The sequence below is a fragment of the Cupriavidus sp. PB-02 genome (genome assembly GCF_058252315.1).
Map to the genome: position 1 here is coordinate 555,945 of NZ_JBXPSX010000003.1, position 26,117 is coordinate 582,061.

The following is a 26,117-nucleotide window of genomic DNA, read 5'->3' on the forward strand; positions in this document are numbered from 1 at the left end:
GCTCGGCGTACATCACACCACCTTGACCTCAATGCGGGTGGGTTGCGTGTGTTCGGCTTTCGGGATGCGCAGCTTGAGCACGCCGTGGTTGAACTCGGCGACAACCTTTTCGGCATCTAGTTCCTTGGATAGCGTGAACACGCGCCGGTAACGGGGCAGGGAAACCTCGGCGTAACTGGCTTCCATGCCCTCCGCCAGGTCCAGGACGACTTCGCCCTTGATGGTCAGGATATCGCCTTGCACCTGCACAACCAGCTTGTCCTTGGGCACACCCGGCAGATCGGCGTACAGGGTGATGCCTGCGGCGTCCTCGTACACGTTCACTGGCGGCATTAGGGCCGCTTCAGTGCTGTCAGTGTCGGCTTGCTTGGTGACAGCAGTATTTTCGCTCATGGCCTGATCCTCCTCGCTCACTGGATGCTGATTTGGCGCGGCTGCGCGGCTTCGAGGCGCTGGATGCTGATGTGCAGCACGCCGTCGCGGTACTTGGCCTCCACCGCATTGGGATTCACGTCGTTTGGCAGGCTCACCACACGGCGGAAGCGGCCGGCGAAGCGTTCATCGATATGCACGGAGGTTTGCTCGTCCTTGTCGGGGAGATCGGGCTTGCGCTCGCCGACAATGGTCAGCACGCTCTGCACCAGCTGCACGTCGATGCTGGCCGGATCGACGCCAGGGGCAAAAGCGTAGATTTCCACCGAGTGGGGTGTGCCGCCTACATTCATGGCCGGAAAACTGACCCGACCACGAATGCTGGAAGACAGCTCGAATGGCTGCTGCCATTCGCGCTGTAGCCGTTCCAGTTCTGAGAATACGTCACGGGGAAACAACGATCGATACATCATGTTTGCCTCCATTCGCTTTCGCGCGGGCGCCATATTCGGACGCCCCCGGTTGCAATGGTAAGGCTTCGCCTGGGGATTTCAAGTTCTTGATTTGACTGGTATTCGACATCATTCTTCCGAGGTGAAGAGCAGCCCTCGAGACTGGAAAAGGGGAACACGCATGGAGTTCCAGAACTACTACAAAACGCTGGGGGTGGCACGCGATGCCACGGCGGAGGACATCAAGAAGGCGTTCCGCAAGCTCGCGCGCAAGTTCCATCCGGACGTTTCCAAGGAGTCGGATGCCGAACTGCGCATGAGGCAGCTCAACGAGGCCTACGCCGTGCTCTCCGACCCGGAAAAGCGCGCCGCGTACGATCAATTGGGACGAGGCAATCAGCCCGGCCAGGAGTTCCGTCCGCCACCGGGCTGGGACACCGGCTTCGAGTTCTCGAGTCGGAGCTTCTCGCCTCAGGAAGAGGCCGATTTCAGCGACTTCTTCGCCGAGCTGTTTGGCCATGTGGGGGGCAGACACCGCGGCTTCCATACGCACGGTGGCAGCTTCCAGTCACGCGGTGTGGATCACCACGCGAAGGTGCTGCTGGACCTGGACGACACCTTTACCGGCGCCACCCGTCAACTTTCGCTGCGGGTGCCAAGCATGGACGCTCAGGGCGGAGCGCAGTCGAGGAGCCGGACCCTCAGCGTGAAAATTCCCAAAGGCGTGCGCGAAGGTCAGCTCATCCGTCTGGCCGGGCAGGGGGCGCCGGGGATCGGCGGTGCGCCGGCGGGGGACCTTTTTCTGGAGGTGCATTTCAAACCGCACGACCAACTGAAAGTGAAGGGGCGAAATCTACACCTCACCCTGCAGGTGGCGCCATGGGAGGCGGCGCTGGGGGCGGTGGTGCCCGTCGATTTACCTGGGGGCGAACTGAAGGTGCGCATTCCCCCTGGCGCCCAGAGCGGCAGCGAGCTACGTGTGCGCGGCAAGGGCATTCCCGCTAATCCACCGGGCGATCTGCTGCTGGACATCCAGGTGGTGTTGCCGCCGGCAAACACCACCAAAGCGCGGGAGCTTTATGAAGCCATGGCGCGGGAATTGAGCTTTAATCCGCGCCCGGATAGGAGAGCCTGACAATGGCCTGCGGATTCAACCCGTGGATGCCGGGCACTGCCAACTCGGACTCGGGAGGGCAGGGCACTAGAGCAGGACTACCAGCGTGTGCTCGGCGCCATCCAGAGGGACGCTAGCCTGGTCGTTGGTACAAGGCGTGGCTGTCATCGAAGGGTCATCTGGTGGTCGACATAATCGTCGAGCCTCCCGGCTCATAGAGGCTCGTAGTAGATGGCAGGCGAAGGCACCCTCACTCAGGGGGCAGAGACCAAAAATTCCTGTTCCCGGCAGCTACCCGATGATTGGGCTCGCGATAGCCGTAGGTTGTCGTGTCCAAGAGGCGTGTATGCGCAAGTCTTGGGCTTCGGTCGATAATGCCGCCTGAGGGGCATCCCGCTCAGCATCCGGGTCGAGCGAGCGAGTTTGAGTTCCGGACTCAGAATCTGCACTGCGCAGCTGAGCGATTGCCCGCTTTGCGGCGAATAGCGGCAGATAGGCATGAGCACGGGCATCTGCGCTGAGGTCTCGGAATGCTGCGAGGTAGAATTCCCGAACGACCTCAAGAGGGAAGCCAGTCTCCATCGCAATCCTCGCAACTACGTGGTCTTGGTCCTCTGTTCTCATCGCTCCCCCTTTCCACTCTCTTCTTGCGCGGGTGACGGCACTGGTGGCTATTCGTGTGCATGTTGTCGACGTCACGTCTGCGCTAGCACTGCTTCGAGGACGGCTCCTGAACCGTGCACTGCCGCTCGGGACGAATAACCACTCTACTCAACTTCGGGAGCAAATGTGGGAGCTTTGTGAGTAAAGCGGGATAGTGGCGGGCCTTTTCGGTTAGTGCTTACTCTCAAGTACCGACTCGCATAGGCCTCTTGGGGGCACCGTGAATTCGCGACCGGCAGAGGAAGCCATCTGGTCTCCAGATGAGGCAGGCTTAGAAGCACCCCTTTCAAGGTGATTAGACGACACGTCCAGCCTTGATGACACGGGCGGTAGAAACATGCCGCCGTGCTACGCATCCGGCCACATAGCCTTTCTTCTTCGGCGCTTTCGGTCCCCGCGTATGTTTGCGCATCGCGCGGGGATCAACGTGCGTCGCCATCTTGATCAACTCGCGACCGAGCTGAGCTGGGGTGAGGAGGTCATAGGCCTGCCACACCTCGGGCGGCACCGCGATCATCATGCCGGCATAAGTTGCCCGGATTTCGCTGGCGAGGTAATACGGTGAGAGCTCGATGTCGCTGGTATCCAGCTCATGCCGGATTCTCACCGCAGTCGCAATCACGCTCAGTACGTTATACGCGAGCGCCGCCACGCCGAAGGCCAGCAGCGCCGCGCGCGGTTGGCTCAACGAACGAATCTCACTGTTGAGCACCGATTCCAGCCGCTGAAACAGATTCTGGCGGGTAAAGGACTGGCGCGGTGCTCGGCGACCCCGGCCCGTTTCCAGCCCCTCCCCATAAGAACTGATCGTGAGGTTTTCCCTCAAGCAGCTCACCCAGGGAGATTCATCGCAAGGGTTATGTGTCCTGTCGGTATGGCGGCCGCTTTCACGCGAACTCCTCCGCGCCAGACAGCGGGCGCGTTTTCCAGTCCCAGTACAAGCCCAGGACTCCGTAGAGGTACTCGTTACTCCACCGTCGCCACCCGACGCTCCTCTTCTTGCGTCGCTTGCGCCGCGTTAGCAGAGTTCGGACCTTCATTTCCAGATAGTCGCGTACCTCACTGAAGGCGCGACTGGCGTTGCCGACCCGAAAGTAGTTGACCCATCCCGCCACCGCAGCATTGAGTTTCGCGATCAGCTTCACGGCTGGGGTCGAGCCTCCATGCCGGATGATGTCGCGGATCCTCGCCTTGATGGCTTGGCGAGCCTTCTTCTTGGGGGTCATTAGGACGAAGGACCCGTTCCCCGCTCGTTTGCGCGCGCGACGCAGGTCGAACCCCAGGAACCCAAAGGCATCCCCCGTCAATGTATCCACCACAATGGTTTTCTCCGTGTTCAACTCGACGCCCAAGGGCACGAGTTGTTCCCGCAGACGCTGTAGGGCACGTTCAGCCCAGCCGCGCTTGGTGTGGTGGCCACTGACGGTGATGACAATGTCGTCAGCAAACCGGTGATAGTTCACTGCCTCGTAAGGGCCCTGTGCCGTCTTGCGTCGAATCTCGTCGAACATCCAGTCAATCTCATTCAAGTAGATGTTCGCAGCGAGTGGGCTGAATGGGCCACCTTGCGGTACCCCAACTTTGCCCGCTGCTTTGATAACCTGCTTGACCAGGTGCATGACCTGGGGATCCTGAATGCGCTTCGCGATCTTGCCCAACAGGGTTGAATGTTGAATTGTGTCAAAGTAGCGCGACAAATCCACGTCAACCACCGTCGACATGCGCCGCAGCACACTGCGTCTGACTTCCGCCAGCGCGCGGTGTGGGGACCGCTTCGGTCGAAATCCGTAGGAGTTCGGGCAGAAGTCCGCCTCGAATACCGCTTCGAGGATCAGTTTCAGCGCGCCCTGCACCACGCGGTCGCGGATGCAAGGAACCTGGAGAACGCGGACCTTGCCGTTACTCTTCGGGATCTCAACCCTGCGGTTCGGCTTGGGTTCATACCTGCCGGTTTTGAGGTCTGCCTGAATCTCCGCAAGGAATACAATGCGTCCCGATGCCTCGATGTCATTAAAGCTCAGACCATCGATTCCCGGTGCACCGCCGTTCCTCTTGGCGATACGGTAGGCCTCGTCTAGGGTTTCACTCTTCGCAATATGCACGAAGAGCCCCCAAAAGCGATGGGTCTTGTCAGACTTCGCCTTGCGATAGATCCGCCTTCTCAGTTCCTGCAGACTGCCGGATGCCTTTGTCATTTCATCCCTGCCTCACCTTGTTGGACGGAATACTCACCGGTCCGGGCCCTTCCCTCCGGGCGCGTTTTGCTGCACGTCCATCGACAGTACTACGACCCGATCCGTCACCCTGACACCTATGCCCGCATTTCCCACTCGCGGTTATAACGAGCATCTCCTCGACGGGCTTTCTCCGCCGGGTGCCGAGGGCTTCTCCAGTTTCCACGTTATCCTTCACACCATGTCGCCGCTGATACCCCGCCGGTGAGAGCTGCCGCATCGGACTCGTTTCGGACAACTCTTGCTGCTTTCGCGCGTTATAGACCGTCTCAGCCACCGGGTTTTCGTGTGACGAGGCTACATCTGCGTTCACTGCACGTTGCAACCTGGTGCGTTGCATATACTCCTTTCTGAGCATACTGTCGGAGGGCTCCGTCATCTTGCTTTCGCGCCATGACGCCTCCCAAGCTACGAGGCTTGAGTCTTTTGCCTCGGTCGGACTTTCACCGACTGGATAACGTGTCCTTATCTGGACACACCTATGCTCCAGCGTCGCCGGTATAGCCGGGCGACTGCCTCGGCCGTCAGATGGGCGGCCGGGACATTGGTCAGCAGGCGGATGACGGTGTCACCATCCTCGGTGGCGCCATCCAGATGCAGCTCGATGCGCCGCAGCACCAGCGGCGCGTTCGATTCATCTGGGATGCTGACCGCTTGCTCGTACACGATGCCGGTTTCGACCCGGCCCATTTCGCGTAACGGCTCCAGCTCGCTGGGGCTCGGATTGCGGCCGTGCTCCCGCACGATGAAGGCGCTGCCGCGACGCTGCCACCCGGCAAGAATCGCCCGGGTGCTGAAGTTGCGATCGGCGATCCACAGTTCGGCCGGCTGGGCCGATGCGAGCAGGGTTTCCATGATGGCCCGCTCCTGGGCATGCGCATCTTCACAGGGCACCAGATCGACGATCATCGCCGTGTCCGGGTCATAGACCACCAATGACTGCCCTGGCAAGGCCGCACCCCGAAACCCCCGCAATGGTTTCAGGCGCTTTTCGCTCGCCGGCAAATGGCTGCCATCCACGATGCGCAGGCGATAGCCATTCACCGATGGCGGCTGCTTGCGCAACATCGGTTGCACGACCGGCCCCAATCGCTGCGCACTGCCTTGCACCAGGGCACGAACCAGCCCCGGCTCGGTCCGGCTGAGCTTGTCGTACAGCGCGGTGATGGAAACCGGCAGCGCCGGACTGGCCTTGGCTGCCGCATGCACCGACGGGCGCAGCCCCACGGCGACCAGCGACATGATTTCCACCGTCGTCGAGAACAATAACTCCCGCGTGTACTGCGTTTCACGCTCTTGCTCGAACAACTCGTCGATCCAGGCCGGATCAAGGGCGCGTTGCAACCCCAGGCGCGCCATCACGCTGATCGGGCTGTGTTCGATAAAGCGTTCCACCACTGCGTCCAGTACCACGCCATTGACTCCGGTTTCTGTTCGAGAACACGGAGGGTGCCCCAATTTTCGTCACCTTGAAAGGGGTGAGTCTTAGAAGTCAACCGTCACGTAGCGCAAGAACAGGCCTGCCGTCGCCTTTCTGTCACAGTCCGAGCTTAGATTTATCTCATAGTCTTCCGACCGCAGGAGAACCTGTTTGTCAGGCTCCTAGTGCGATGGCGGGGCCCCACGCACGGTGGGGCCGTATGTTCAACCCCGAGCACATTGGGAAGTTCCGCCACCGGTCATGCCGCACCAGTCGGTTCACCAGGCCCTCCTCGGATGTGCCGTCAATGGCAGAGTTGGGCGCTCGACAAGTAAGGAGTTGCAAATGAATCAATCGTCCTCCAAGCAAATCGCTGATGTGCAGACGGCGAACCTTGACGCCTTAGTGGGGCTGGCCAACAACGCCTTCGAGGGATTCGAGAAATTGCTCGATCTGAATATGCAGACTGTGAAGACGGCGCTCGTCGAAACACAGGAGGGGGCACAAAAAGCGCTGTCAGTTAAGGACACACAGGAGTTGATTGCAGTTGAAACCGACTTGCTTCGTCCGATGTCTGACAAGGCGCTATCGTATCAGCGCCATCTGTACAAAATCGCGGCCGATACACAGGCAGCGCTCGACAAGGTGGCCGAAGCTCAATACGAGGCGAACAAGCACGAGATGACTAACTTGGTCAAAAGCGCTGCCGAGCCATGGGACTCCGGAACTGCAGACGCTGTATTGCAAGCCGCAATCAGGGCGACCGACTTGCTGTTCGAAGGTATGCGGAATGCCGCGAAGCAAATGACGCAAGCTGCTGAGAGTAGCCTTAAGGCATCCGCCGACGCTGTCGCCAGTGCCAGCCAGCCTTCCGACGAACAGGCGTCGCAGAAGGCTGCGCCGTAGTTCGCAGTGGGTAAAACGGAGTGGTTCGCCGCGCCGCGTGCTTGCTCCCATGGCGATGAACATTGCACTGGTCCATCGTAGGTCCCCTGTGTGCAAAGGGGTGAACGTCAGCTGAGTGAGGCCGCACGACGCCGGCGATGCGTGCAAGCCGCTGTCCTGGGAACCGGTCATGCTCAGTGGCCGGTTGCGTCCAGGCATCACGATGCGGACGAGCACCAGGCCGGCGGCGACAAGCGGTTAGTCCCGTATCCCGTCCATTACAGCCGGGCGTTCGCTTTTTCCGCATTCCTTTACCCACAGTGCCAACAGCGTTCCTTGCGGTTCGCCTGCCGTCGCCGGCGGCGCTATGGGCTTGCCCTGTTCCACATGAGTCTCCGAGTGGGGCGGACCCTTCGTCTTCGCCGGCGGTGTGCTGTCCATGATGGCCCAGTATTCAGAGACCATTCCTCACCGCATACCATTTTGGTTCAAGCCTATCAGCACGTTTGGCTTGTTCAAACTCACGACGTTTAACCGAAGTTCACATATGTTGGTCGTACCCACTCGTCCCTTGCTCCTCTCCGCCCTCGTGCTGGCAGATTCCGCTTCACCTTGCGGCTGGGCGTACCGGGTATCCGGCGGCTACGTTGTCCCCAGAGCTTCACGCCGAGCTGTTACCGGCTCCGCGTGTCTGGGTAGGGAACGGTTGATGGAACAACCGGTTTCATCAGGTCATAAATGCTCCAGTGAAACAGAAACTCACGCGACTTGCAGGTCGCACGAACACATGTTTGGCGAGATCAAAATCAAAGCCACCCCTGCAGGCACCGCGTGATCGTCGGGTCGTTGACTTGGTGGTCGGCCGTCGATGGGTTGAGCATGATGAAGCCCAGCGTCGGCCGGCTGGCATCCCAGTAGCGCCAGAGGCGATAGCGGTATTGCTCGCAGTCGGAGTGGACGCAGCCGGCCTCGCCGTCGAGGGTCTGGGTTGTCATGTGCTTCATGCTACGATCCTTGCAACGGAGAGGGCGCCACCATGAGCGAAGTCAGTACGTACCAGTATCGCGGCCATGCGATTCAAATTGCGGTAACTGAAAAGGGCGGGAATTGCTCGCTGAGCGTCCAGATTGCTTGTGCGGCAGAAGGGCATCTGCCCGTCTCGTCTTGGACGGGAAAGGAAGCGGGCACCGTCGAAGCTGTGGTAGGTCGCTCGCTTTCTCGCGCGAAACGGGTAGTCGATGTGTCGCTCGGCGAAGCTGCCGAACGTGGCAGGTAGCATGATCCAACCCGTGCCGGTCGGACACTTTGGTTTGATGATGAACCCGGTCAAGACAGCTCCTGCTCCGCTTGCCGCATCGCCACGGTGAGGGCAGCCATATCATCGTGCGAGCCCCCGCGGTCGGGATGCGCCGCCTGAGCGCGCCGCCGGAACGCCGCCCGGACGGCATCCAGGTCGCGTTCGCCAGTCGGCACGCCGATCACCTCGCGCCACGTGCGCGCTGCGCCGGGCGACGGTAGGGCGGTGAAGCCGGTGAAGGCTCGCTCGAGGATCTGGGCGCCACCATGCCGTTCGATCGCACGCAGCTTCCAGTGTCGCAGCGATGGCGGCTATGTTGGTCAGGTCCTGGCGCTGCTGCTTCGGAGGTAGTGTCGGGCGGTCAGGTCCAGCAGTAGCGTGCCGGCTGTGATGCCGCACAACCGCCGCGCGTACATCGCCAGCCGCTTGCAGCCGGCCAGCTTCTCCTGCCCGTGGGCATAGCGCGCCAGCACCGCGGCGTACTCCGGCATTCGCCACAGCCATCCTACGATGGCTCTCGCTCCGCGGTGGACGACGACCGAGACCGACCCGTTTGAGTCAGTCGGCTTCCGATCGTCGATGAACGAGATGGCCTAGATCCCGTCATCCGAACCCGGCTTAGTGGAGGTCCGGAGAGCAATCCAGGGTGGTCATCCATGCGCGGCGCAACCGGGATGTCTTTTGCCGCCCCTTGGCATTACTCGCTGGCGCAAACATGGTCTGCGTCCCCATCGACTGGCACAGCACATGATCTCCAACGATCCGGACTTCGAGACCAAGGCTGCCGACGTCATTGGCTTGTACCTGAACCCGCCGGCGCATGCGGTGGTGTTCTGCGTGGATGAGAAGACCGCGATCCAGGCATTGGACCGCAAAGACCGCATGTTGCCGCTGTCGCCCGGGCGTGCCGAAAGCCATGGATTCGAGTACAAGCGCAACGGCACCTTGAGCCTGTTTGCCGCGTTGAACACGGCCACCGGAGAAGTGCTAGGCAAGACCGCGGCGCGCCACACCAGCGAGCAGTTCGTGGTGTTTCTGACCGATATCGTGGCCCATCAGCCAGATGGTCAGGAAATCCACGTGATCTGTGACAACGTGAGCAGCCACAAGACGTCGCGCGTCCAGGAATTCCTGCGGGCCCATCGGCACGTGCACATGCACTTCACGCCCACATATTCGTCGTGGCTGAACCAGGTGGAGAATTGGTTCTCCCGTATCCAGCGTGACGTAATCAGTCGCGGTATCTTTACTTCCGTGAAGGACCTAGACCGGAAGCTGATGCGCTAAATCCGTCAGCACAACGAGAATCCGGCACCCATCAAGTGGAAGTACAACGACCCAACTCGGCGAATTCGCCCGGTGCCATTTAATTGACGCAGTATACTAGCAACCCGGCTAGGCCACTTGGCCACTTGGCACTTGGCCGGCACCTGTCGGGCCAACGTGAATGAGTTCCTGCCCATGGACTTGAATTCCGGCCCCGCTTTGGAGATAGCTGTCTCGGAGCCGGCGGTTGTCAACGTAGTTGTCGGTGTGCCAAGAAGGAAAGCGACAGTTTGTCGCCGTACATGCTGTATTCGTGATGAGGGTAGGCCCCTCGGTTTCGCCGATCAGGCGGTGATACCAAACCACCCAGAGCTGCTTCCGTTAAGAGCGGTTGTGGTGAGCGTCTAGGGAAAAGGCGAGATGAATCTCGTCAGGTAGGCAGGAAGGAGGCGAACGAAAGTGAACCATCGAAGAAGTGTCGATAATTGCAATGATGTCAAAACCGAGGATTCGACATCTCCTCGGGATCAGTCAGACGGCGACCTGGAAGTGGGTCTGACGGCATCCGGCATAGAGATGGCGCGACCTTCCTGCAGGCATGGATACGGAACTTGGGAACCTGTCGTCTCGATGCTAAGGGAGAAACTCAAGCGGAGAACCCGTGAGAGCCAGAGTACCAATGCGAGGCACAGGGGCGGAGTCATGCGTAGTAGCGTTGAAAGGGTTGTAATGACCTCTGGAGCGAAGGCATGACCTTGTCTGGCGAAGATCATAGAACAACCGCGTCGCGGGAGGATTCCAGGGTCGACGCCAAGTCGTTCGAGATACCCAAGCGGTTGATCTGGGAAGCCTGGAAGCGCGTGGCCGCCAATCAAGGAGGGCCGGGCGTGGACAGGGAAAGTATTGAATTATTCCGAAATCGCTTGGCGAGAAATCTATACGCCCTGTGGAATCGAATGAGTTCGGGGAGTTATTTTCCCCAGCCGGTCAAAGAGGTGCTGATTCCGAAGGGGGACGGGTTTCGCCCTCTCGGGGTGCCGACTATCACGGACCGCGTGGCTCAGATGGCGGTAAAGTTAATGGTTGAGCCGAGAATCGATGCGATATTTCATTCATCATCGTTCGGTTATCGTCCTAACAAATCGGCGAAGCAAGCTGTGGCGCAAGCGAGAAGAAACTGTTGGCGCTACGACTGGGTAGTCGATATTGACTTGAAATCCTTCTTTGACACAATCGACCACGGGCTTCTGTGGCGTGCGGTAGAAAAGCACGTCACGGAGCCATGGGCACGGCTCTACATTAGACGCTGGCTAGAGAGTCCGGTACAGAAGCAAACCGGGGAGTTGGTTGGTCGGGATCGAGGTACTCCGCAAGGCGGGGTGATCAGTCCGTTGTTGGCCAACCTCTTTCTTCACTATGCGTTTGATCGATGCGTCCAGACTGAGCATCCGGAGGTGCCGTTTGAACGGTATGCCGACGATGTGGTCTGTCATTGCAAAACGAAGCAGCAGGCGGAAAAGTTCCTGTCTGTCCTGAGGGAACGGCTCACCGCTTGTGGGCTTTCGCTACACCCGGAGAAGACACGCTTGGTTTATTGCAAAGATGGACGACGTCGAGAGGAACATACCCACACTAAGTTCGACTTCCTTGGATTCAGCTTTCACGCTCGGACGGTACAAGACCGAGAGGGAAACTTGTTCACGGGATTCGGACCTGCGGTAAGTCAAAAGGCGCTAACGCGAATGTCTCAGGCCATCAGAAGCATGAGTCTCAATCGAAGTACCTCATTGACGCTGCCCGAACTGGCGCGGCGCATAAACCCAATGGTACGGGGATGGGTGAATTACTACGGTGTCTTCTATCCGGAGCCGCTAAAACGGTTCCTGATCAGAATAGACTTACGGCTTGGCGGGTGGGCGCGAAACAAGTACAAGAAGCTGAGAGGACACAAACGACGAGCTTGGGCGTGGCTCAAACGATGTCGGGAAAGTTTTCCTCAGCTATTCGCGCACTGGGATTTCTGTTTCGAAGAACGGCGGACAAGAGGAGCCGTATGAATCGAGAGATTCACGTACGGATCTGTGAGAGCCTGAGGGGGCAGTTCCCTCGGGCCACTCGACCGTCACCTCACGCAACCTGCTTTAGTTCTGCTGGCTCAATCCGCTCCGGATTGAGCCAGACTTCGTCGTCCAATCTCCAGTTCCGCGTCGGCCCGGACCAACGCTCGGGCGTTCTGGCCTTAGCCTCAGCATAGACCGCTTCACGGTGCGCCAGGACCGCGGCGGCTACGCCACCGTGGCGCTGCACCGGTGTCACGAATTTCAGTCCACTATGCTTGTGCTCGTGGTTGTACCAACGCACGAATCGCTGCGTCCATGCGCGTGCCTCGTCCACGCTGTCGAACGCCTGGCGCGGGTAGTCTGGCCGATATTTGCAGGTCCGGAACAGCGACTCCGCGTAGGGGTTGTCATTGCTCACGCGCGGCCGGCTGAACGAAGCGACCACCCCCAGGTTTTCCAGGGTGGCCAGCATCGTCGCGCCCTTCATTGGACTGCCGTTATCCGAGTGCAGAACCAGAGGACGTCCAGCCAGACCTTCGGCCAAACTGGCTCGCCGCATGAGCAACGCCGCCAACTCCGCCGATTCCGCCCGATGCACTTCATGACCGACGATCTTGCGGCTGAACACGTCCAGCATCATGTACCAGTAGTAATACTGGCCCTTGATTTCCGCTGGCAGTGGAGTAAGAGACAGGGCGTAGTCGGACTATTTCCCTGTCTCTCCTCCCCGAACCGGACTTGCACCTCTCAGCGCATCCGGCTCTCCGTTCAAGTGTTGCTCATAGCAAAGGCGACAACGGGGTAGCGCGACTCGATGGTACGGCGTGTCTCATCGCGCAGGATGTACGGATTTTCCGTCGGGGTACGCCAGGTAAAACGACCTTTGCGGCTGGTAACCAGGCGCCGAAGCGCCACCACCCCATACCACCCTCGACTGTTCTGGCCTTGTAACACCCATGTTGTAGCCTGTCCCGGCTCCGGCGCTCGGATATAGTCGCGCATCAGCGACCTGAACCCACGCCGATACTTGCGCGCGAGCCAGTGTCCGAGTTTCCAGAAGACTGTTCGGTCTAGCTTAGTGAACATGGTAGTCGTGTAGTCGGTGTATTGATAGAAGGCAGCCCAGCCAGCGATCTGCCGATTCAGGCTTTCCATCAGGTCCATCCGGTTCATGCCGTAGTTGCCCGAAAGTTGCTTGACGAGCCTCCCGGCAAAGCCTCGATACTTCTCCCACGGTATGGTCGTCACAGGCCGCATGCGGCCGCGTGGCCCACGCTTGCGAATGATCCGGTGACCGAGGAAGACAAAGCCGTCGTTCACATGCGTGATATGGGTCTTCTCCATATTCAGCGTTAGCTTCAGCTCGCCTTCGAGGAACCCACGGCATGCTTCACGTACTGTCTCAGCATGTTCACGCGTCCCCTTGACCACGATCACAAAGTCATCCGCGTACCGACAATAGGATACCGCTGGTTTCCACTGCCGATCTTCTCGAACAGCAATAGGCCGCTGTTTAAGAATTGCGAAGTTCCACGCCCACCGATCCTTCCGCACTTTCTTGCTCAGGTAGTTCCGCTCCATCCACGCATCGAATTCGTGCAACATGATGTTGGATAAGAGGGGCGAGATGACACCGCCCTGAGGAACGCCTTCGCTTGCTGCACGAAACAGTTCGCGATCAACACAGCCCGCTTTGATGAACTTCCAGAGCAGGTCAAGAAAGCGCTGATCGGCGATTCGCTTGCGAATCCCCTTCATGAGTAGGCGATGATGAACCGTATCAAAGTAGCTGGCGAGGTCGCCCTCGATAACCCAACGTCCCGCAGTACTTTGTTCACCGCCGTCTTGTAGTTGGAGCTTCACCGCGCGAATCGCGTGATGTACGCTACGGGCAGGCCTAAAGCCATATGAAGCCGGGTGGAAATCGCTCTCCCATATCGGCTCCATCGCCATCAACATTGCCCGTTGCACGATCCGATCCCGCAGGCTCGGGACGGTCAGCGCGAACTGCACAAGCGCTCAACGAGCATTTGGGATGGGCTGAGATCCGCCATCCGTTTCATCCGCTCCGGGGCCAGCGTTATCCGGTCCTGAAGACGCGCCGGGTGGCGGGCGTCGACACATTGCTGCTGGGTCATGTCGAGCGCGGCAGCTTCAGCATTGCCCGCGAATGGACCGACTGGGGCGCGCCTGCTGTCGAAGACGATTGCGAGATCCCTGTGTCTCGCTTCGATCTGGGCATGCTGCTGGAGCTGATCGCGTTGATCGATCAGCTTGCCGCTTCGTCCTCCAAGAAGTCATCAACCAAAGGAGCTTGATCAATGCATTTCATTGCCCTACTATCAGACCAGTTTTTAACGTGGTCCGCCAATGGAAGATATTCCGTCGTCAACATTACGCAGGCGTCGCGCGCAATTGCTCAAGCAAATGCCGGCGTTGGACACGCTCTTGCGGGGCTCGCTCATCGAACGCTACAAGCGCTGTGGCAAGCCTGGCTGCAAGTGCGCCGATGGCCCAGGTCATGGCCCCAAGTACTACTTGTCGGTGAGTTTTCCCGGGCGCCGACCACAAATGGACTACGTGCCACAAGCCGATTTCGCCGACGTCACCGAACGCCTGGCGAGCTATCACCGTGTCCGCGAGATCATCGAGGAGATCTGCGAGATCAATCGCGAACTATTACGCCGCCGCGAGGCGCTATAAGGGGCGTCGGTGAGCCAGTGGCCGCTGTCGCTCACCGACTCCATCGACCTGCAATCGGCCGGCGTACTCATCGCCAACATGCTCGAAGCCTGGCTCACCGCAGAGCCCGCGCTGGAGTTGACCGAGGAGGCCGTCGATGAACACCAAGATCACCCCCCAACATCAGAGCAAGCCGGCGTACATCTATATCCGCCAATCGACGCTGGCCCAAGTGCGACACCATCAGGAGAGCACGGAGCGCCAGTATGCGTTGCGCGACAAGGCGCTGGCATTGGGCTGGCCACAAACGTCGATCCGGATCCTGGATCGGGACCTCGGTCAGTCAGGCGCGCAGATGACGGGCCGCGAGGATTTCAAGACGCTGGTGGCGGATGTCTCGATGGGGCACGTGGGCGCCGTGTTTGCGCTGGAGGTCTCGCGCCTGGCGCGCTCGAATCTGGACTGGCATCGCCTGCTCGAGTTGTGCGCGCTCACCGGTACCTTGGTCGTCGACGCCGATGGGTGCTACGACCCGGGCGACTTCAACGACGGCCTGCTGCTGGGCCTCAAAGGCACGATGGCACAGGCCGAATTGCACTTTTTGCGCGGGCGCCTCCAAGGCGGCAAGCTCAACAAGGCGCAGAAGGGTGAGTTGCGCTTTCCACTGCCAGTCGGCTTGTGCTATGACGACGACGGCCGCATCGTCCTGGACCCCGATGACGAGGTACGCGGCGCCGTGCAGTTGGTGTTTCATCTCTTTCGAGAGACCGGCAGCGCATACGCGGTCGTCAAGCGCTTTGCCGAAGGTGGCTTGCGCTTTCCCAAGCGCGCCTATGGCGGCGCTTGGGCGGGCCGGCTCATCTGGGGGCGCCTGAGCCATGAGCGCGTGATCGGCCTGATCAAGAATCCTTCGTATGCGGGCATTTATGTCTTTGGACGGTACCAGTACCGGCAACGCATCACGCCACAGGGAGAGGTCCAAAAGCGCGTGCAGCCGGTACCCAAGGCGGACTGGCGTGTCCATCTGCCCGACCATCACGAAGGGTATATCACCCCGGAGCAATTCGAGCGCAACCAGGCACGCCTGGCGCGCAACCGAACCAACGGCGAAGGTACCGTGCTCAGCGGTGCGGCGCGTGAAGGATTGGCGCTGCTTCAGGGGCTGCTGCTATGTGGCTGCTGCGGTCGGGCGCTGACCGTGCGCTACCAGGGTAACGGTGGCATCTACCCAATGTACTTGTGCAATGCGCAGCGCCGCCAGGGTTTAGCGACCAGAGATTGCATGAGCGTGCGCAGCGACCTGCTCGACAACGCGATCGGCGAAGCAATGCTCGCGGCCCTGCGGCCAGCCGAATTCGAACTCGCCGTGACCGCCCTGAACGAACTCGAGCAGCGGGATCACGCCATCATGCGTCAGTGGCATATGCGCATCGAACGCGCCGAGTATGAAGTCGCTCTTGCCGAGCGTCGCTATCAGGAATGCGATCCCGCCAACCGTCTGGTCACGGGCACCCTCGAGCGGCGCTGGAATGACGCGATGCTTCGCCTCGAAGCGATCAAGACGGAAGCCGCCCAGTTCCAGAGCCAGAAGGCGCGCGTTGCCACACCCGAACAGAAGGCCCAGATCCTCGCACTGGCGCACAATCTGCCGCGCCTCTGGCGTGCTCCGGCGACCCCGGCGAAGGATCGCAAGCGCATGCTGCGACTGCTCATCCGGGACATTACGGTCGAGAAACTGCCCGCAACCAGACAGGTGGTCCTACACGTGCGTTGGCAGGGAGGCAAATGTACCGACACCACCGTGACTTTGCCCAAGCCGGTCGCCGACGCGGTGCGCTATCCCACTGCAACCGTCGAGCACGTGCGCAAACTGTCGCAACATTTGTCCGAGCCACAAATCGTTGCGCACCTTAATCAGGAAGGCCTGCGCAGCCCAACTGGCAAATCGTTCACGCTCTCCATGGTCAAATGGATCCGCTACCGGTACGGGATTGCGGCGACCAACTTCATGCGGCCCGACGAACTCACGGTCCAGCAACTCGCTCACCGACTAGGCATCAGTCCACACGTCGTGTATTACTGGATTGAGCGCCAGGTGGTCCACGCTCGTAAGCTCGACGGGCGGGGCCCATGGTGGATCACGCTGGATCCCGTCAAGGAACAGCAACTGCGGGACTGGGTGCGCACTTCAGGGCATCTTCGGGGGCAACATTCCCACACTCAACTGTGAGAGGTGCATTATGAGATCACCGTCGGTATGCCGAGCGGCCTGAGCTTGCCGTTCGCTTTCGGTATGTACACGCGTCGCGCAGGCAACGGACTATATGAACCCGTCAGCAACTCGTCGCGTATCGTCGCCAGTTCATGCTGGAGATTCGCTTCCATCATGCACTTGTTGACCCCGTCCACGCCCGGCGTGCCGGCTCCACTGGAGGCCAGTGTAATGCGAGCCGCTTCGCTCAGCCAATCCCGATTGGCAATCAGCCTCAGGAGTCGATCGAACTTGCGTTCTTTGTTCTCCGTCGACCATGTCGCCAGTTTGCTTTGCATTTCACTGATTATCAAAGGTCTTCACCTCACTAGGGTCAGCTAGTCAACCAAACAAACCACTTCAACTGCCTCCCTTCGCCATGTGGCCGGCTTTCCCGACCTCGGACTACTACGGAGGCTCCGCCAGTTTGCACATCATCGGGGGCACACTCCCTTGGCATCTGTGCAAACCTTCCCCAGTTCACATGCTGGACTCACCGCATGAGCGAGGTTGCCTGTCGCAGTCTTTATCCTTGCTTGCCGCAAGTCGTCGCGGGCACCACGATCTAGCTGCGCGCTCCCCGTGGTTCCATGCTGACCAGCATACTTGTCCAGTCAGTACTCGTGCCCCCGGACCATGGATGTGCCCGGAAACAGCCCGCGTCCTGCCCATAAAGCGGTGTGGGCAGGGGTGACATTTCAACCCTCAGATGCGTTTCAACAGGTTCGTGTTCCTCAACCGTCCCATGCTCAGCCTAGAGACTCATCTTGGCGTAACCGCTTCGCCGCAAGCCCCGTTTCCCACGGACTACGTCACCCTGCCAGTGTCAGCAGGTCACCGCCGCTTCGGCTCACTTCCCCTCGCAGCAGAGGAAGGGCATACCCCGGTACTGCAATGTCACTTCCACCGGGTCCTGCATTCCAAACATGCTCAAGCAGCTTCACCCCCAAACGGGCGGGCTACGCTGGCTGGGCGTACTCCAGGTGATGTCCCAGCTCCACACCTGATTGGGCCCGGTGGCGCAATGGCTGGTCACCACCCGGGCCGAGGGCTTGCGCGCACGACCGCGGTGATGCTGCTGCGACGCGCTACGCAAGACACGATAGAAGCTCGACTCCGAGGCCACGTACTGGCCGCGGTCCGCCAGCGTCGGGACGATCTGGCTGGGCGGCAAACTGGCAAACTCCACGCTGTTGGCTACCTCAAGAATTAGCTGGCGTTCCGGCTCGCTGAACTTGTTGGCTGGCGCTGGCCGCTCAGTGGTGGTGCGAGCATCTGCGACCACCTCATCGCCCTCCTGAACCCAGCGCTGGAAGGTGCGCAAGCTCAGACCCAACTCGTCGCAAGCCTGGGCCAGTCGGCAGCCTGAGCGTTCTGCCTCTCGAATCAACGATATACACAACCGGCGATCTGGGACGCTGATCAGTCGTCCTCTTTTTCTCCCCAAATCGCCCGGGCTTTTTTTCTCAGAATCAGCAACGCGGCCGCTTCCGCCAGCGCCTTCTCCTTTCGCTGTAATTCCTTCTCAAGCTGCTGGATGCGCTTCTTGTCACCCTTGGACTGAAGCCGTTGTTCTCGCGCCTGTTCACCGGCGTTGGCATTGGCCGATCGACAGGCCTCTCGCCAGGCAGCGATCTGCTCCGCGTAAAGACCCTTGCGGCGGCAATACTCCGCCAATTCCGCTTCATTGAGCGGCGCGGTTTCCAGCACCACCGCAAACTTGTCTGCCGAGGACCAGGCCTCGGGGTTCTTTCCATCTCCCGGCACCGGGACTCCTTGCGCTTTCATCTGTCGACGCCAAGCATACAGCGTTTGCTCAGTGATCCCCGTCTGCTTTGCCAGCGCCGACACCAACGCGTTCTCGGGCGGCATCATGCGGCGCAACAGCGCTTCCTTTCGCTCTGCTGAATAGGCTCTCATTCACTCTGACTCTACCGCCCCCAGACTGGGTCAATCGAAATCAGGTAACACGACAACTATTCTGACGCCGGGGGGTAGCGGCAATGAAAGATGGTCGCAACGTTCAGCACGATAATATGTCGCTTACAGCACTTCAAAAACTGGAACGGGGCAGACAGCAACCTATTGATTTATCGGAAGTTTTTTAGATGGCCGCCGGGAAACGCGCGTGGCTACGAGGGGCGGCTACCCCGGTAAACTGCAGCGAAAACAAAGGGAGACCGACTACGGGCTCACCCTCGAAGACCTCGACGCGGCGGGGTGCTTCGCGCCGCCGCCTCCACCTCCACCGCCCGCACCAGCGGCGCCGGTGGTCTGCTACCGCAATGCGGAGGGGCTGACCTGGGACGGGCAGGGCGAGATGCCGTCGTGGCTCAAGCGGGCCTTCCATGCGGGGCAGAGCGTCGAGTTTTTCCGCGTCGGGTAGCGATGTCGGTTAACTCGGCATCGGCCGCGGATAGAACTGCGGCCGTAGCCCTTGTGATAGCGGATTCCCGTATCTTGGCCACGCCCCCAGATGGCCTGGCGGCCTCGGCACGCGCACAACTTGCTACAAATCCGGATGGCCGTGCTCAATGACCAGTTCCGATCGCACATTGAGCGATGGTATCCCTCCGTCGCCGGAGGAGAACGCCACCGCCTTGCCGCTTAGTCAGCCCCCGTTTTGGCGCGGTCTCCTACATTGACGCGCTGATCCAAGGAAGTGGCGCAAGAACCCGACAGGCTATGGCATAACTGCCATCGAACGCCGCAGAGCAAAATCTGCCACAGCTTGGCACACCGCAGTGGCTTGAGACCGAAATACGGCAGTACCTTCGCAGCGGTAGCTACGACAGCAGCTTCGCAGGCTGGCCAGGCAAACTTTGGCGAGACAGCGCCTGCCAACCGCGTACCAATCCGCAAAGAAAGGACGGTGCAGCGCGAAACGAAGAATCAATGAGTCATTGTTTTGGAACGTCTTTTCAAGCCTGACCGTATCAATCTGCTGCAAAAGGACGATTACCCCTATAGTTGGGCGGTCCTGGTAGGGGCAGTGTCGCAACGACGCATCGCGCCGGCGACCACTACGTCGGCACCAGCGCGAGATTTTTATGGGCAGTGCGCATTTCATTAATCCCAGTCCGGCCTTCCGGTTGCAATAATTCGCAGCGGATACCCCCGTTGTTCAAGCGGCTTGCGCAATACGATCCGGCTGGAAAATCTTTCGATCCCGATATCGTCTTTCAACAACTGCTCCATTAGTGTCTGAAAATAAGCGATATTAGGTGCGATGACTTTCAGAAGGTAATCGTAACCGCCACTGACGTTGTAGCATTCGACGATTTCGTGGTACTTCTCAACCCCTGCTTCAAATTTGCGGAAGTCTTGGGGCCGATGGCTGCTGATAGTAACCTCGGAAAACACGATTACGTGGCTGCCCAGCTTCTCCAGTGCGACCTCCGCACGGTAGCCACGGATAACGCCGGTTTCCTGAAGCCGTTTCGTGCGGAGAAGACATGGGCTTTCACTGAGGCCAATGGCTGCGGCCAGGTCGACATTCGAACAGCGTCCCTCGCGCTGAAGATGCACAAGAATCTTGATGTCAAACTGGTCGAGGGAAGCTGAAGCTCGCATGAGTCGATACTACCGTCAGTGTCGGCCCTAGTTACCTCCGCTTTGCGGATTGCACTGTGTTAGCGCTTCGTCGAGCGTTTCGATGACGATGCCGGCTTGTTCCGAGGATAGCACCAGTGGTGGTCGAATCTTGAGAACATTGTGCCCCATCGCACAGGCGCTGAGCAAGACGCCCTTGTCGCGCATTCGATTGACTACCCGGGTGGTAAGCTCGCGATCGGGCGTTCGCGATGCGCGGTCCGAGACAAGTTCAACGCCGACGAACAGGCCCACGCCACGCACGTCACCAATGGCCTCATGTCGGGTGGCGAGATCGGCGATGCCGTCACGCAGGATGTTGCCTACCCTGGCGGCATGCTGCACCAGGCTTTCCTTCTCGATCGTATCCAAGACCGCCAGCGCAGCCGCACACGATACGGTATTGCCGGCGAATGTGTTGAAGTATCTTGAGTTCTTTCCGAATTCTGCCAGCGCGTCAGCAGTGGCCAGCAGCCCCGCGACAGGCTGTCCATTGCCCATCGGCTTGCCGAGGGTGACGATGTCGGGGATGACACCGTGACGCTGAAAACCCCAAATATGCTCGCCGGTCCGGCCGAAGCCTGGCTGGACCTCGTCGGCGATAAAAAGGCCGCCAGCCCGCTTGATCGCGTCGACCGCGCCCTTCAAAAAGCCCGCTGGTTCAGGAAGGATGCCGTCGCTCGTGAACAGGGAATCGACAATCAGTGCCGCAGGCTTGATGCCGTGACGCCGAAGATCGGCGATCGCCGCCTCGACATCGCGCGTGAAGCGTTCTGAGAGGTCAGCACCCTCAGCATGATAGAGACGCGGTGCTGGAACCAGGCGAACGTGGGCGCCGAGATCGACTGTCACGCCGAGTGATGGCGAGAATTGCGACACTGCGTCGGTAAAGCCATGATAGGCGGTTTCGGTCACGATCACGCCCGTGCTACCGGTGCGCACCTTTGCGATGCGATAGGCAAGGTCGTTTGCCTCGCTGCCCGTGCAGGTCAACATGAGATGGGCAAGGTTAGTCTCAGGCACGCTCGCGAGCAGGCGTTCGGCCAGTTCGAGGATCGTGTCGTGCAGATAGCGGGTGTTGGTCGCGAGGGTCTGCACTTGCCTGCATATCGCCTCGGTCACCGCCGGGTGACAATGTCCAAGTGACGCGACGTTGTTGTAAACGTCGAGATAACGCCGACCTTCCGGATCGATCAGCCACACGCCTTCGCCGCGCACGATGTGAAGCGGATGTTCGTACATCAGCCTATATGCCGGCCCGAGCAATGCATCGCGCCGATCGATCATCGCCGCAGTGACAGGTCCCACGTTGGCACGTCCGGGGATATAGGCGTTGACCATGTTGAGGTCAGTGGTACTTTTCATTCACTTATCCTTTTCGTACTTCGGTTAGTAGTCGGTCGCGCGCCTCATTGCGGGAAAGAGCGGCCATCTGAGAGAGCGCTTCCCATGCTGCGGGATTGTGGCGCATGATGTAGGCCCGGTTCTCGGGGTAGCGGGCGGCGCGCCATTCGGAAATCAGCGCTGTGATCAGGTGGCGTGTCGCCATGAGATCAGTGATGATCTCCTGCTCGATTTCGGTAAGCGGCAGCGTCGCGTGATAGGCACCGACGAACTGCGCAGGCCCCTCGAACGGATCGGCGTTGCCAGTCATATGAAAGGCCGCCGCTGTAGCGACCTCGCCGACCAGCGGCGCATACAGCATGTCGCCGAAGTCGATAATCCCCAAAATGCGTTCATGATCGTCGGGTGCGACCAGAACGTTGTAGAGATGGTAGTCGTTGTGGATTACCTGCGCCCTCACCGAGGCGAGACGCGGCAGGACATGGTCGCTGAAGCGCGACATGAACGACTCAGCGAGCGCGCGACGCGAGGCGTCCACGATGCCATCGAGCTTCGCTGTCAGCCGGTGCGCCGCCGAAACATTCCAGAGCAGATTGTGCATCGCGGAAGGATGCGTGAAATCGCGCAACGCGAGGTTTAGTTTGGCGAGCACTGTCCCCATGGCCCGACGCTGTGCGGCGGTCCGGGGAGTCTCCCGAATCTGGACGCCGTCGAGATAGGTAAGCATCCGCACGGTGGTTTGAAGCCCATCGGCCAATGCCACAGTGTCGCGCGTACGTCCGCTAAGCGTCCGCACGACTCGGGGCACTGGCTGGTCGGGCGATACGCGGGCGATGTGGTCGAGCGCAGCGATCTGGAAATCGACCACCGAAACCGGCTCCGATGGATTGCTGATCTTGACAACGTAACGAGTCCCATCCGCTGTCTCTATGCAGCAATTCTGGTCGCGTTCACCGGCCAGCGATTTGACACTGCCATCGATACCGTAGAGACGACTGACCAAGGCTCCCACTTCGTCTAGAACAAGGCTGGGCGCCGCTGTGCTCAACGCCGCTGCCGTAATCGGGCGATTCTCCGGCATCATGCGTCTCATTTCACCATCGCGGTCGGAAACAGGCCTTCAAGTCCAAGCAAACCGGGAAGTTGGCGAACATCGGTCAACCTGTTGACACCATAGCTATCGGAAGTGGGCTCGTGACCCCGATCGATGAACGCTTTGGCCATGAATCCCAGATCGGACGCCGTCATGAGGTCATAACGAAAGCTCGACGAGACGTGCATCATCTGGTCTGGTCCGCAACCGAGCTGATCGAACATATATTCGAATATCTGGGCCCGCGGTTTGTAGGCGCGTGCTTCCTCCGCGGTGTAAACGGCGTGGAAGGGCGCCTTGAGGTGCGCGACGCTATGCGGAATCAAATCGACCATCGAATTCGAGAGAATCACCAGCGGGATGTGCGGAGCAATTGCCTCAAGCACCTCAACTACGTCCGGATGGGGCTGCCAAGTTGGGACCGCGTCGTACAAGGCGACCGCATCAGATGCGCGATATTCAACGCCATGTGCCTGGCACGCCCGTTGAATGGAATTTTCAATAACGTCAAAGAAAGGTTTCCACTCGCCTAATATTTCATCGAGGCGGTAAAATCGGAAGCTGTCAAGAAATGCCTGCATCTGATCAGTCGGAACGCGATCTTCGAAAATCTTTTTGGCTGTCGGCCCCATTTCGAAGTTAATGAGAGTGCCGTAACAATCGAAGCTGATGAATTTCGGTTTGTATGTCATTTGGTTAATTCTCTACAGGTGGACAAGTACAAATAAGTCTATTGGGATCAGTGCTAAGGAGGTGCTTTTTTGCCGGGAGAACCAGGCAGTTTCCACTTGAATCTGGAGCATGCTTGGTATTTCCTACCTCGACCGTTCAGGTCTAACTTTGTCGGGCGGCTCATTAAGGCACTGCCTGAGGAAAAGGGCACATTGAGGCTCTTACAACGCGAGACCGGCGCAAACATGTCATGTCGCGAACGAGGCCGCTCGCACAGAGGCCAGTTCTCCTAGTGGCGCGGCGGACGACGGTCCCCTCATGGCCGCGAAGGGGACTTTGGCCTGCCAGAAGAACGTCACCTTCGATCCTCGGGGCGGCCGGCACCAAGCTCTTCGAGCAGCGATTTGAGTGCATCGAGTTCTGAGCCGAAGCCGCTCCAGTCACCTGCCTTCAGGCGCTCGATGGCGCGACCATAGTGTGCGAGAGCGTCTCGCGCGCGCGTCCGCCGAACCACCGGCAGGTGAAGCCATGGGGCCGGCCTCCTTGAAGAGCGCCGCGATGGTTTCGTCCAACGCATTCTCCATCACCACACGGTCACCATAGGCACCGATTACCCGTTGGGCGGGCCGCATCATGTGTTACGAACGCCACTCGTTGGACTATGCCCGGCGTCGGCTTGCCTCTCGTCCAGCGAGGCACGCCACGAAGGCAGGCCCCAGTCGAACTGTGCCTCTCTGCTGAGGCGGCTTGGCCTTCAACGCGTCAAAGGCGTCATTGCGAAAGCAAGCGTCAGGTACGGCACTTACCCCAACGCCCTGCGCGCGACAAATACACTCCATGCGGCACATAGATGTGGCGCCGTGTAACGGAAGCAACCCCGGTGATGCAATGTAAGCGTATCTGCCCAACCGTGACCGGGGGCAGCACGAATCGGCCGATGTCCTTTCGCGGAACGGCGCAAGCTGGACCCCTTGAAATTTGGCTGCGCAATTACTATTTTATTTTCGCTCAGGCAGTCGCGACCATTGCGCGCTGCGTGTTTCTGTTTGTTTGCCAGCAGCTTGGCAGGTGGATGGGAGCGCGTATGCCCCTTCGCCTCCTTGCTGCATCGAAGGAGGGATACGACCATGAGCGATCTTTTCTTTGGAACCGACCTCTTCAGCGAACTCGACCGCATGCAAAGGCAGATGGCGAGTTTGTTCGGCGGCTTCCCATCCAGCATCCGCTCCGGCCGCTTCGGGGCATTTCCCCCGGTCAATATCGGTGCCACGGACGATTCCATCGAGATTGTCGCGTTCGCACCCGGGCTCAAGCCAGACCAGTTCGAGGTGTCGATCGACAAGGGCTTGCTGACCATCAGCGGCCAGCGCGAAGCGGCGCAAGCTGCGGAAGATCCCGAGGTCCGGTTGTATGCGCAAGAGCGGTTCACCGGCACGTTCCGGCGTGTGGTCGAATTGCCGCAGAGCGCCGACCCCGACAAAGTCCAGGCGCGCTATGCCAACGGCTGCTTGTCTATCAGTGTTGGCAAGCGCGAAGCCTCAAAGCCCCGGGCGATCACGGTCCAGTAACGCCAGGAGAAAGCCATGAACGACACTACCCAAATGGTTGAGCGCAACCAGAACGCGGTGGCAAAGAGCCAGGAGGACAGGTCGTCGCCGACGATGACGCTGCTCCCCGCGGTTGACATTATGGAGGACGCCAATGGCGTCACCCTCTGGGCCGACCTTCCGGGCGTGACGAAGGACAAGCTCGAGGTGAATGTCCACGACGGCAACCTCCATATCGAGGCGGAAGCGGTCGTGCCAACCCCCTCCGGATTGCGGGTCCAGCACGCGGAGATTCGCCAGCCACACTTCGCACGCGCTTTTTCACTGAGTGCCGACCTTGACGCGTCGAAGATCGAGGCGAACTTGCAGGACGGTGTGCTCAAACTGACAATCCCGCGTCGCGACGAAGCGCGTCCACGCCGCATTGCAGTCAACGTGGCGTGAGTTGCCGCCGCCGGGTACCGGTGGCGTCTGCAAGGGCGCCACCGCAGTACCCGCGGAAATGGGCTGGACATACGTCGGTGAGGACAAGATGAAAACAGACCTGGGCAAATGGAACCCATTCAAGTTCCTACGCAAATCGACAGAGGATAGGCAGCCGACGGGCGAGTCGTCGAATGTTCCCGCGCCAAGGCACTGGACACCGGACTGGCCCGACGTTTCACGGCTGTTTTCAAGCGATCCCCTGCGTGCGATGGGCGAGTTTCTGCATGAACCCTTCGCGGGCTTTGGCGGCTTGGATCGATGGTTCGGTGACTTCAGTTCGTCGCGCTTCCAACCTCGCATCGATGTAGTCGATGATGGCACGGCGCTGAGGATCACGGCGGAGCTGCCCGGCATGGATCGCGAGGACCTGCAGACTACCATCGAAGATGGCGCCCTGGTATTGCGAGGTGAGAAGAAGCAGGACATTCGGAGCGAGGAAAACGGCTGCTACCGCCTGGAGCGGGCATACGGCGCCTTCATGCGCAGTATCCCGCTGCCCGATGGCATCGACCTCGATCACATCGATGCGAAGTTCGACAGAGGCGTATTGACGCTGCGTCTACCCAAGACCGGAGCGCGGCAATCTGCGGTGAGGAAGATCGAGGTGAAGTGAGTGGAAGATGGCGAGCTGCGTCAAGGGCATAGACTCGCGTGAGTCTGTTGCGCTCAGCTGGGAGATTCCAGCTGG

At 59.7% G+C, this 26,117-nt stretch carries 23 protein-coding genes and 6 pseudogenes; 12 read left to right on the top strand and 17 right to left on the bottom strand.

What is annotated here, in order from left to right:
• Positions 1-12 precede the first annotated feature (12 nt).
• Positions 13-393: an Hsp20/alpha crystallin family protein gene (locus AC10V3_RS36960; protein ID WP_490924624.1), complete on the bottom strand. Its 381-nt coding sequence runs from the start codon at positions 391-393 to the stop codon at positions 13-15.
• 17 nt (positions 394-410) lie between these two features.
• On the bottom strand, positions 411-845 hold the full coding sequence (locus AC10V3_RS36965) for an Hsp20/alpha crystallin family protein (RefSeq protein ID WP_490924625.1): 435 nt from the start codon (positions 843-845) through the stop codon (positions 411-413).
• A 160-nt stretch (positions 846-1,005) separates the two neighbouring features.
• On the opposite strand from AC10V3_RS36965, the gene AC10V3_RS36970 reads away from it, so the two are divergent.
• Entirely contained in the window at positions 1,006-1,959 is a 954-nt protein-coding gene (locus AC10V3_RS36970) for a DnaJ C-terminal domain-containing protein (RefSeq protein WP_490924626.1), read from the top strand.
• Between the two features lie 270 nt (positions 1,960-2,229).
• On the opposite strand, the gene AC10V3_RS36975 is transcribed toward AC10V3_RS36970, so the two are convergent.
• From AC10V3_RS36975 to AC10V3_RS36990, 4 genes are all read right to left on the bottom strand, one after another.
• Positions 2,230-2,562 (bottom strand): DUF3562 domain-containing protein, encoded by a 333-nt coding sequence (locus AC10V3_RS36975; RefSeq protein ID WP_490924627.1) that lies wholly within the window; start codon positions 2,560-2,562, stop codon positions 2,230-2,232.
• A gap of 334 nt (positions 2,563-2,896) precedes the next feature.
• Positions 2,897-3,427, bottom strand: a complete 531-nt coding sequence (locus AC10V3_RS36980) for a hypothetical protein (RefSeq protein ID WP_490924628.1) — start codon at positions 3,425-3,427, stop codon at positions 2,897-2,899.
• 61 nt (positions 3,428-3,488) lie between these two features.
• Positions 3,489-4,796, bottom strand: coding sequence for a group II intron reverse transcriptase/maturase (ltrA, locus tag AC10V3_RS36985; protein WP_490924629.1), 1,308 nt, complete (start codon positions 4,794-4,796; stop codon positions 3,489-3,491).
• Between the two features lie 504 nt (positions 4,797-5,300).
• The gene (locus tag AC10V3_RS36990) at positions 5,301-6,248 is read right to left on the bottom strand and encodes an IS4 family transposase (protein ID WP_490924630.1); all 948 of its coding nucleotides are present in this window, start codon (positions 6,246-6,248) and stop codon (positions 5,301-5,303) included.
• Between the two features lie 352 nt (positions 6,249-6,600).
• Here AC10V3_RS36990 and AC10V3_RS36995 point away from each other — a divergent pair, with 352 nt between their 5' ends.
• Positions 6,601-7,161 carry a phasin family protein gene (locus AC10V3_RS36995; protein WP_349605986.1) on the top strand — a complete coding sequence of 187 codons (561 nt, stop codon included), beginning with the start codon at positions 6,601-6,603 and terminating at the stop codon, positions 7,159-7,161.
• Between the two features lie 785 nt (positions 7,162-7,946).
• On the opposite strand, the gene AC10V3_RS37000 is transcribed toward AC10V3_RS36995, so the two are convergent.
• The gene (locus AC10V3_RS37000) at positions 7,947-8,144 is read right to left on the bottom strand and encodes a DUF1643 domain-containing protein (RefSeq protein WP_022540272.1); all 198 of its coding nucleotides are present in this window, start codon (positions 8,142-8,144) and stop codon (positions 7,947-7,949) included.
• A gap of 32 nt (positions 8,145-8,176) precedes the next feature.
• Between AC10V3_RS37000 and AC10V3_RS37005 the strand changes: the two genes are divergently transcribed.
• Positions 8,177-8,416 (top strand): hypothetical protein, encoded by a 240-nt coding sequence (locus tag AC10V3_RS37005; protein WP_349605987.1) that lies wholly within the window; start codon positions 8,177-8,179, stop codon positions 8,414-8,416.
• Between the two features lie 341 nt (positions 8,417-8,757).
• Here AC10V3_RS37005 and AC10V3_RS37010 read toward each other — a convergent pair whose 3' ends face one another.
• Complete coding sequence (locus AC10V3_RS37010) at positions 8,758-8,928, bottom strand: hypothetical protein (protein ID WP_022540274.1); 171 nt, start codon at positions 8,926-8,928, stop codon at positions 8,758-8,760.
• Between the two features lie 214 nt (positions 8,929-9,142).
• Here AC10V3_RS37010 and AC10V3_RS37015 point away from each other — a divergent pair.
• Positions 9,143-9,811: pseudogene (locus AC10V3_RS37015) on the top strand (IS630 family transposase); the annotation flags it as partial.
• A 641-nt stretch (positions 9,812-10,452) separates the two neighbouring features.
• On the top strand, positions 10,453-11,760 hold the full coding sequence (gene ltrA / locus AC10V3_RS37020; protein ID WP_490924631.1) for a group II intron reverse transcriptase/maturase: 1,308 nt from the start codon (positions 10,453-10,455) through the stop codon (positions 11,758-11,760).
• Between the two features lie 70 nt (positions 11,761-11,830).
• Here the strand turns inward: ltrA (AC10V3_RS37020) and AC10V3_RS37025 are convergent.
• A pseudogene (locus AC10V3_RS37025) lies at positions 11,831-12,448 on the bottom strand (transposase); the annotation flags it as partial.
• 83 nt (positions 12,449-12,531) lie between these two features.
• Positions 12,532-13,764: pseudogene (locus tag AC10V3_RS37030) on the bottom strand (reverse transcriptase domain-containing protein); the annotation flags it as partial.
• A gap of 29 nt (positions 13,765-13,793) precedes the next feature.
• Here AC10V3_RS37030 and AC10V3_RS37035 point away from each other — a divergent pair.
• The 3 genes from AC10V3_RS37035 (at position 13,794) to AC10V3_RS37045 (ending at position 16,675) form a co-directional block, all read left to right on the top strand.
• Positions 13,794-14,081, top strand: a complete 288-nt coding sequence (locus tag AC10V3_RS37035) for a DUF5372 family protein (protein WP_035828052.1) — start codon at positions 13,794-13,796, stop codon at positions 14,079-14,081.
• A 52-nt stretch (positions 14,082-14,133) separates the two neighbouring features.
• Positions 14,134-14,466: a DUF6788 family protein gene (locus AC10V3_RS37040; protein WP_349609875.1), complete on the top strand. Its 333-nt coding sequence runs from the start codon at positions 14,134-14,136 to the stop codon at positions 14,464-14,466.
• A 136-nt stretch (positions 14,467-14,602) separates the two neighbouring features.
• Positions 14,603-16,675: a recombinase family protein gene (locus tag AC10V3_RS37045; RefSeq protein ID WP_490924334.1), complete on the top strand. Its 2,073-nt coding sequence runs from the start codon at positions 14,603-14,605 to the stop codon at positions 16,673-16,675.
• A gap of 17 nt (positions 16,676-16,692) precedes the next feature.
• On the opposite strand, the pseudogene AC10V3_RS37050 reads toward AC10V3_RS37045, so the two are convergent.
• Both AC10V3_RS37050 and AC10V3_RS37055 read right to left on the bottom strand, forming a co-directional pair.
• Positions 16,693-16,995: pseudogene (locus tag AC10V3_RS37050) on the bottom strand (group II intron reverse transcriptase/maturase); the annotation flags it as partial.
• Between the two features lie 680 nt (positions 16,996-17,675).
• Positions 17,676-18,616 (bottom strand): annotated as a pseudogene (locus AC10V3_RS37055) (transposase); the annotation flags it as partial.
• 208 nt (positions 18,617-18,824) lie between these two features.
• Here AC10V3_RS37055 and AC10V3_RS37060 point away from each other — a divergent pair.
• A complete protein-coding gene (locus AC10V3_RS37060; protein ID WP_490924632.1) occupies positions 18,825-19,082 on the top strand; it encodes an H-NS family nucleoid-associated regulatory protein in 258 nt (85 codons plus the stop codon).
• Between the two features lie 683 nt (positions 19,083-19,765).
• Here the strand turns inward: AC10V3_RS37060 and AC10V3_RS37065 are convergent.
• The 5 genes and pseudogenes from AC10V3_RS37065 to AC10V3_RS37085 all read right to left on the bottom strand — a co-directional run.
• Positions 19,766-20,269, bottom strand: a complete 504-nt coding sequence (locus AC10V3_RS37065) for an Lrp/AsnC family transcriptional regulator (protein ID WP_022540326.1) — start codon at positions 20,267-20,269, stop codon at positions 19,766-19,768.
• A 27-nt stretch (positions 20,270-20,296) separates the two neighbouring features.
• The gene (locus tag AC10V3_RS37070; protein ID WP_022540325.1) at positions 20,297-21,652 is read right to left on the bottom strand and encodes an aspartate aminotransferase family protein; all 1,356 of its coding nucleotides are present in this window, start codon (positions 21,650-21,652) and stop codon (positions 20,297-20,299) included.
• A 4-nt stretch (positions 21,653-21,656) separates the two neighbouring features.
• The gene (locus tag AC10V3_RS37075; RefSeq protein ID WP_041682412.1) at positions 21,657-22,712 is read right to left on the bottom strand and encodes a phosphotransferase; all 1,056 of its coding nucleotides are present in this window, start codon (positions 22,710-22,712) and stop codon (positions 21,657-21,659) included.
• An 8-nt stretch (positions 22,713-22,720) separates the two neighbouring features.
• The gene (locus tag AC10V3_RS37080) at positions 22,721-23,416 is read right to left on the bottom strand and encodes a haloacid dehalogenase type II (RefSeq protein WP_022540323.1); all 696 of its coding nucleotides are present in this window, start codon (positions 23,414-23,416) and stop codon (positions 22,721-22,723) included.
• Between the two features lie 335 nt (positions 23,417-23,751).
• Positions 23,752-24,016: pseudogene (locus tag AC10V3_RS37085) on the bottom strand (hypothetical protein); the annotation flags it as partial.
• A 507-nt stretch (positions 24,017-24,523) separates the two neighbouring features.
• On the opposite strand from AC10V3_RS37085, the gene AC10V3_RS37090 reads away from it, so the two are divergent.
• The 3 genes from AC10V3_RS37090 (at position 24,524) to AC10V3_RS37100 (ending at position 26,042) form a co-directional block, all read left to right on the top strand.
• On the top strand, positions 24,524-24,964 hold the full coding sequence (locus AC10V3_RS37090; protein WP_022540322.1) for an Hsp20/alpha crystallin family protein: 441 nt from the start codon (positions 24,524-24,526) through the stop codon (positions 24,962-24,964).
• A gap of 15 nt (positions 24,965-24,979) precedes the next feature.
• Positions 24,980-25,387: an Hsp20/alpha crystallin family protein gene (locus tag AC10V3_RS37095; RefSeq protein ID WP_022540321.1), complete on the top strand. Its 408-nt coding sequence runs from the start codon at positions 24,980-24,982 to the stop codon at positions 25,385-25,387.
• Positions 25,388-25,475: 88 nt separating this feature from the next.
• The gene (locus tag AC10V3_RS37100; protein WP_041682411.1) at positions 25,476-26,042 is read left to right on the top strand and encodes an Hsp20/alpha crystallin family protein; all 567 of its coding nucleotides are present in this window, start codon (positions 25,476-25,478) and stop codon (positions 26,040-26,042) included.
• The last annotated feature ends 75 nt before the right edge of the window (positions 26,043-26,117 follow it).

Coding starts and splice junctions, on each gene's coding strand:
- AC10V3_RS36960 (WP_490924624.1), bottom strand. CDS start 393: ATGAGCGAAAATACTGCTGTCACCAAGCAAGCCGACACTGACAGCACT.
- AC10V3_RS36965 (WP_490924625.1), bottom strand. CDS start 845: ATGATGTATCGATCGTTGTTTCCCCGTGACGTATTCTCAGAACTGGAA.
- AC10V3_RS36970 (WP_490924626.1), top strand. CDS start 1,006: ATGGAGTTCCAGAACTACTACAAAACGCTGGGGGTGGCACGCGATGCC.
- AC10V3_RS36975 (WP_490924627.1), bottom strand. CDS start 2,562: ATGAGAACAGAGGACCAAGACCACGTAGTTGCGAGGATTGCGATGGAG.
- ltrA (WP_490924629.1), bottom strand. CDS start 4,796: ATGACAAAGGCATCCGGCAGTCTGCAGGAACTGAGAAGGCGGATCTAT.
- AC10V3_RS36995 (WP_349605986.1), top strand. CDS start 6,601: ATGAATCAATCGTCCTCCAAGCAAATCGCTGATGTGCAGACGGCGAAC.
- AC10V3_RS37000 (WP_022540272.1), bottom strand. CDS start 8,144: ATGAAGCACATGACAACCCAGACCCTCGACGGCGAGGCCGGCTGCGTC.
- AC10V3_RS37005 (WP_349605987.1), top strand. CDS start 8,177: ATGAGCGAAGTCAGTACGTACCAGTATCGCGGCCATGCGATTCAAATT.
- AC10V3_RS37010 (WP_022540274.1), bottom strand. CDS start 8,928: ATGCCGGAGTACGCCGCGGTGCTGGCGCGCTATGCCCACGGGCAGGAG.
- ltrA (WP_490924631.1), top strand. CDS start 10,453: ATGACCTTGTCTGGCGAAGATCATAGAACAACCGCGTCGCGGGAGGAT.
- AC10V3_RS37040 (WP_349609875.1), top strand. CDS start 14,134: ATGGAAGATATTCCGTCGTCAACATTACGCAGGCGTCGCGCGCAATTG.
- AC10V3_RS37045 (WP_490924334.1), top strand. CDS start 14,603: ATGAACACCAAGATCACCCCCCAACATCAGAGCAAGCCGGCGTACATC.
- AC10V3_RS37065 (WP_022540326.1), bottom strand. CDS start 20,269: ATGCGAGCTTCAGCTTCCCTCGACCAGTTTGACATCAAGATTCTTGTG.
- AC10V3_RS37070 (WP_022540325.1), bottom strand. CDS start 21,652: ATGAAAAGTACCACTGACCTCAACATGGTCAACGCCTATATCCCCGGA.
- AC10V3_RS37075 (WP_041682412.1), bottom strand. CDS start 22,712: ATGCCGGAGAATCGCCCGATTACGGCAGCGGCGTTGAGCACAGCGGCG.
- AC10V3_RS37080 (WP_022540323.1), bottom strand. CDS start 23,416: ATGACATACAAACCGAAATTCATCAGCTTCGATTGTTACGGCACTCTC.
- AC10V3_RS37090 (WP_022540322.1), top strand. CDS start 24,524: ATGAGCGATCTTTTCTTTGGAACCGACCTCTTCAGCGAACTCGACCGC.
- AC10V3_RS37095 (WP_022540321.1), top strand. CDS start 24,980: ATGAACGACACTACCCAAATGGTTGAGCGCAACCAGAACGCGGTGGCA.
- AC10V3_RS37100 (WP_041682411.1), top strand. CDS start 25,476: ATGAAAACAGACCTGGGCAAATGGAACCCATTCAAGTTCCTACGCAAA.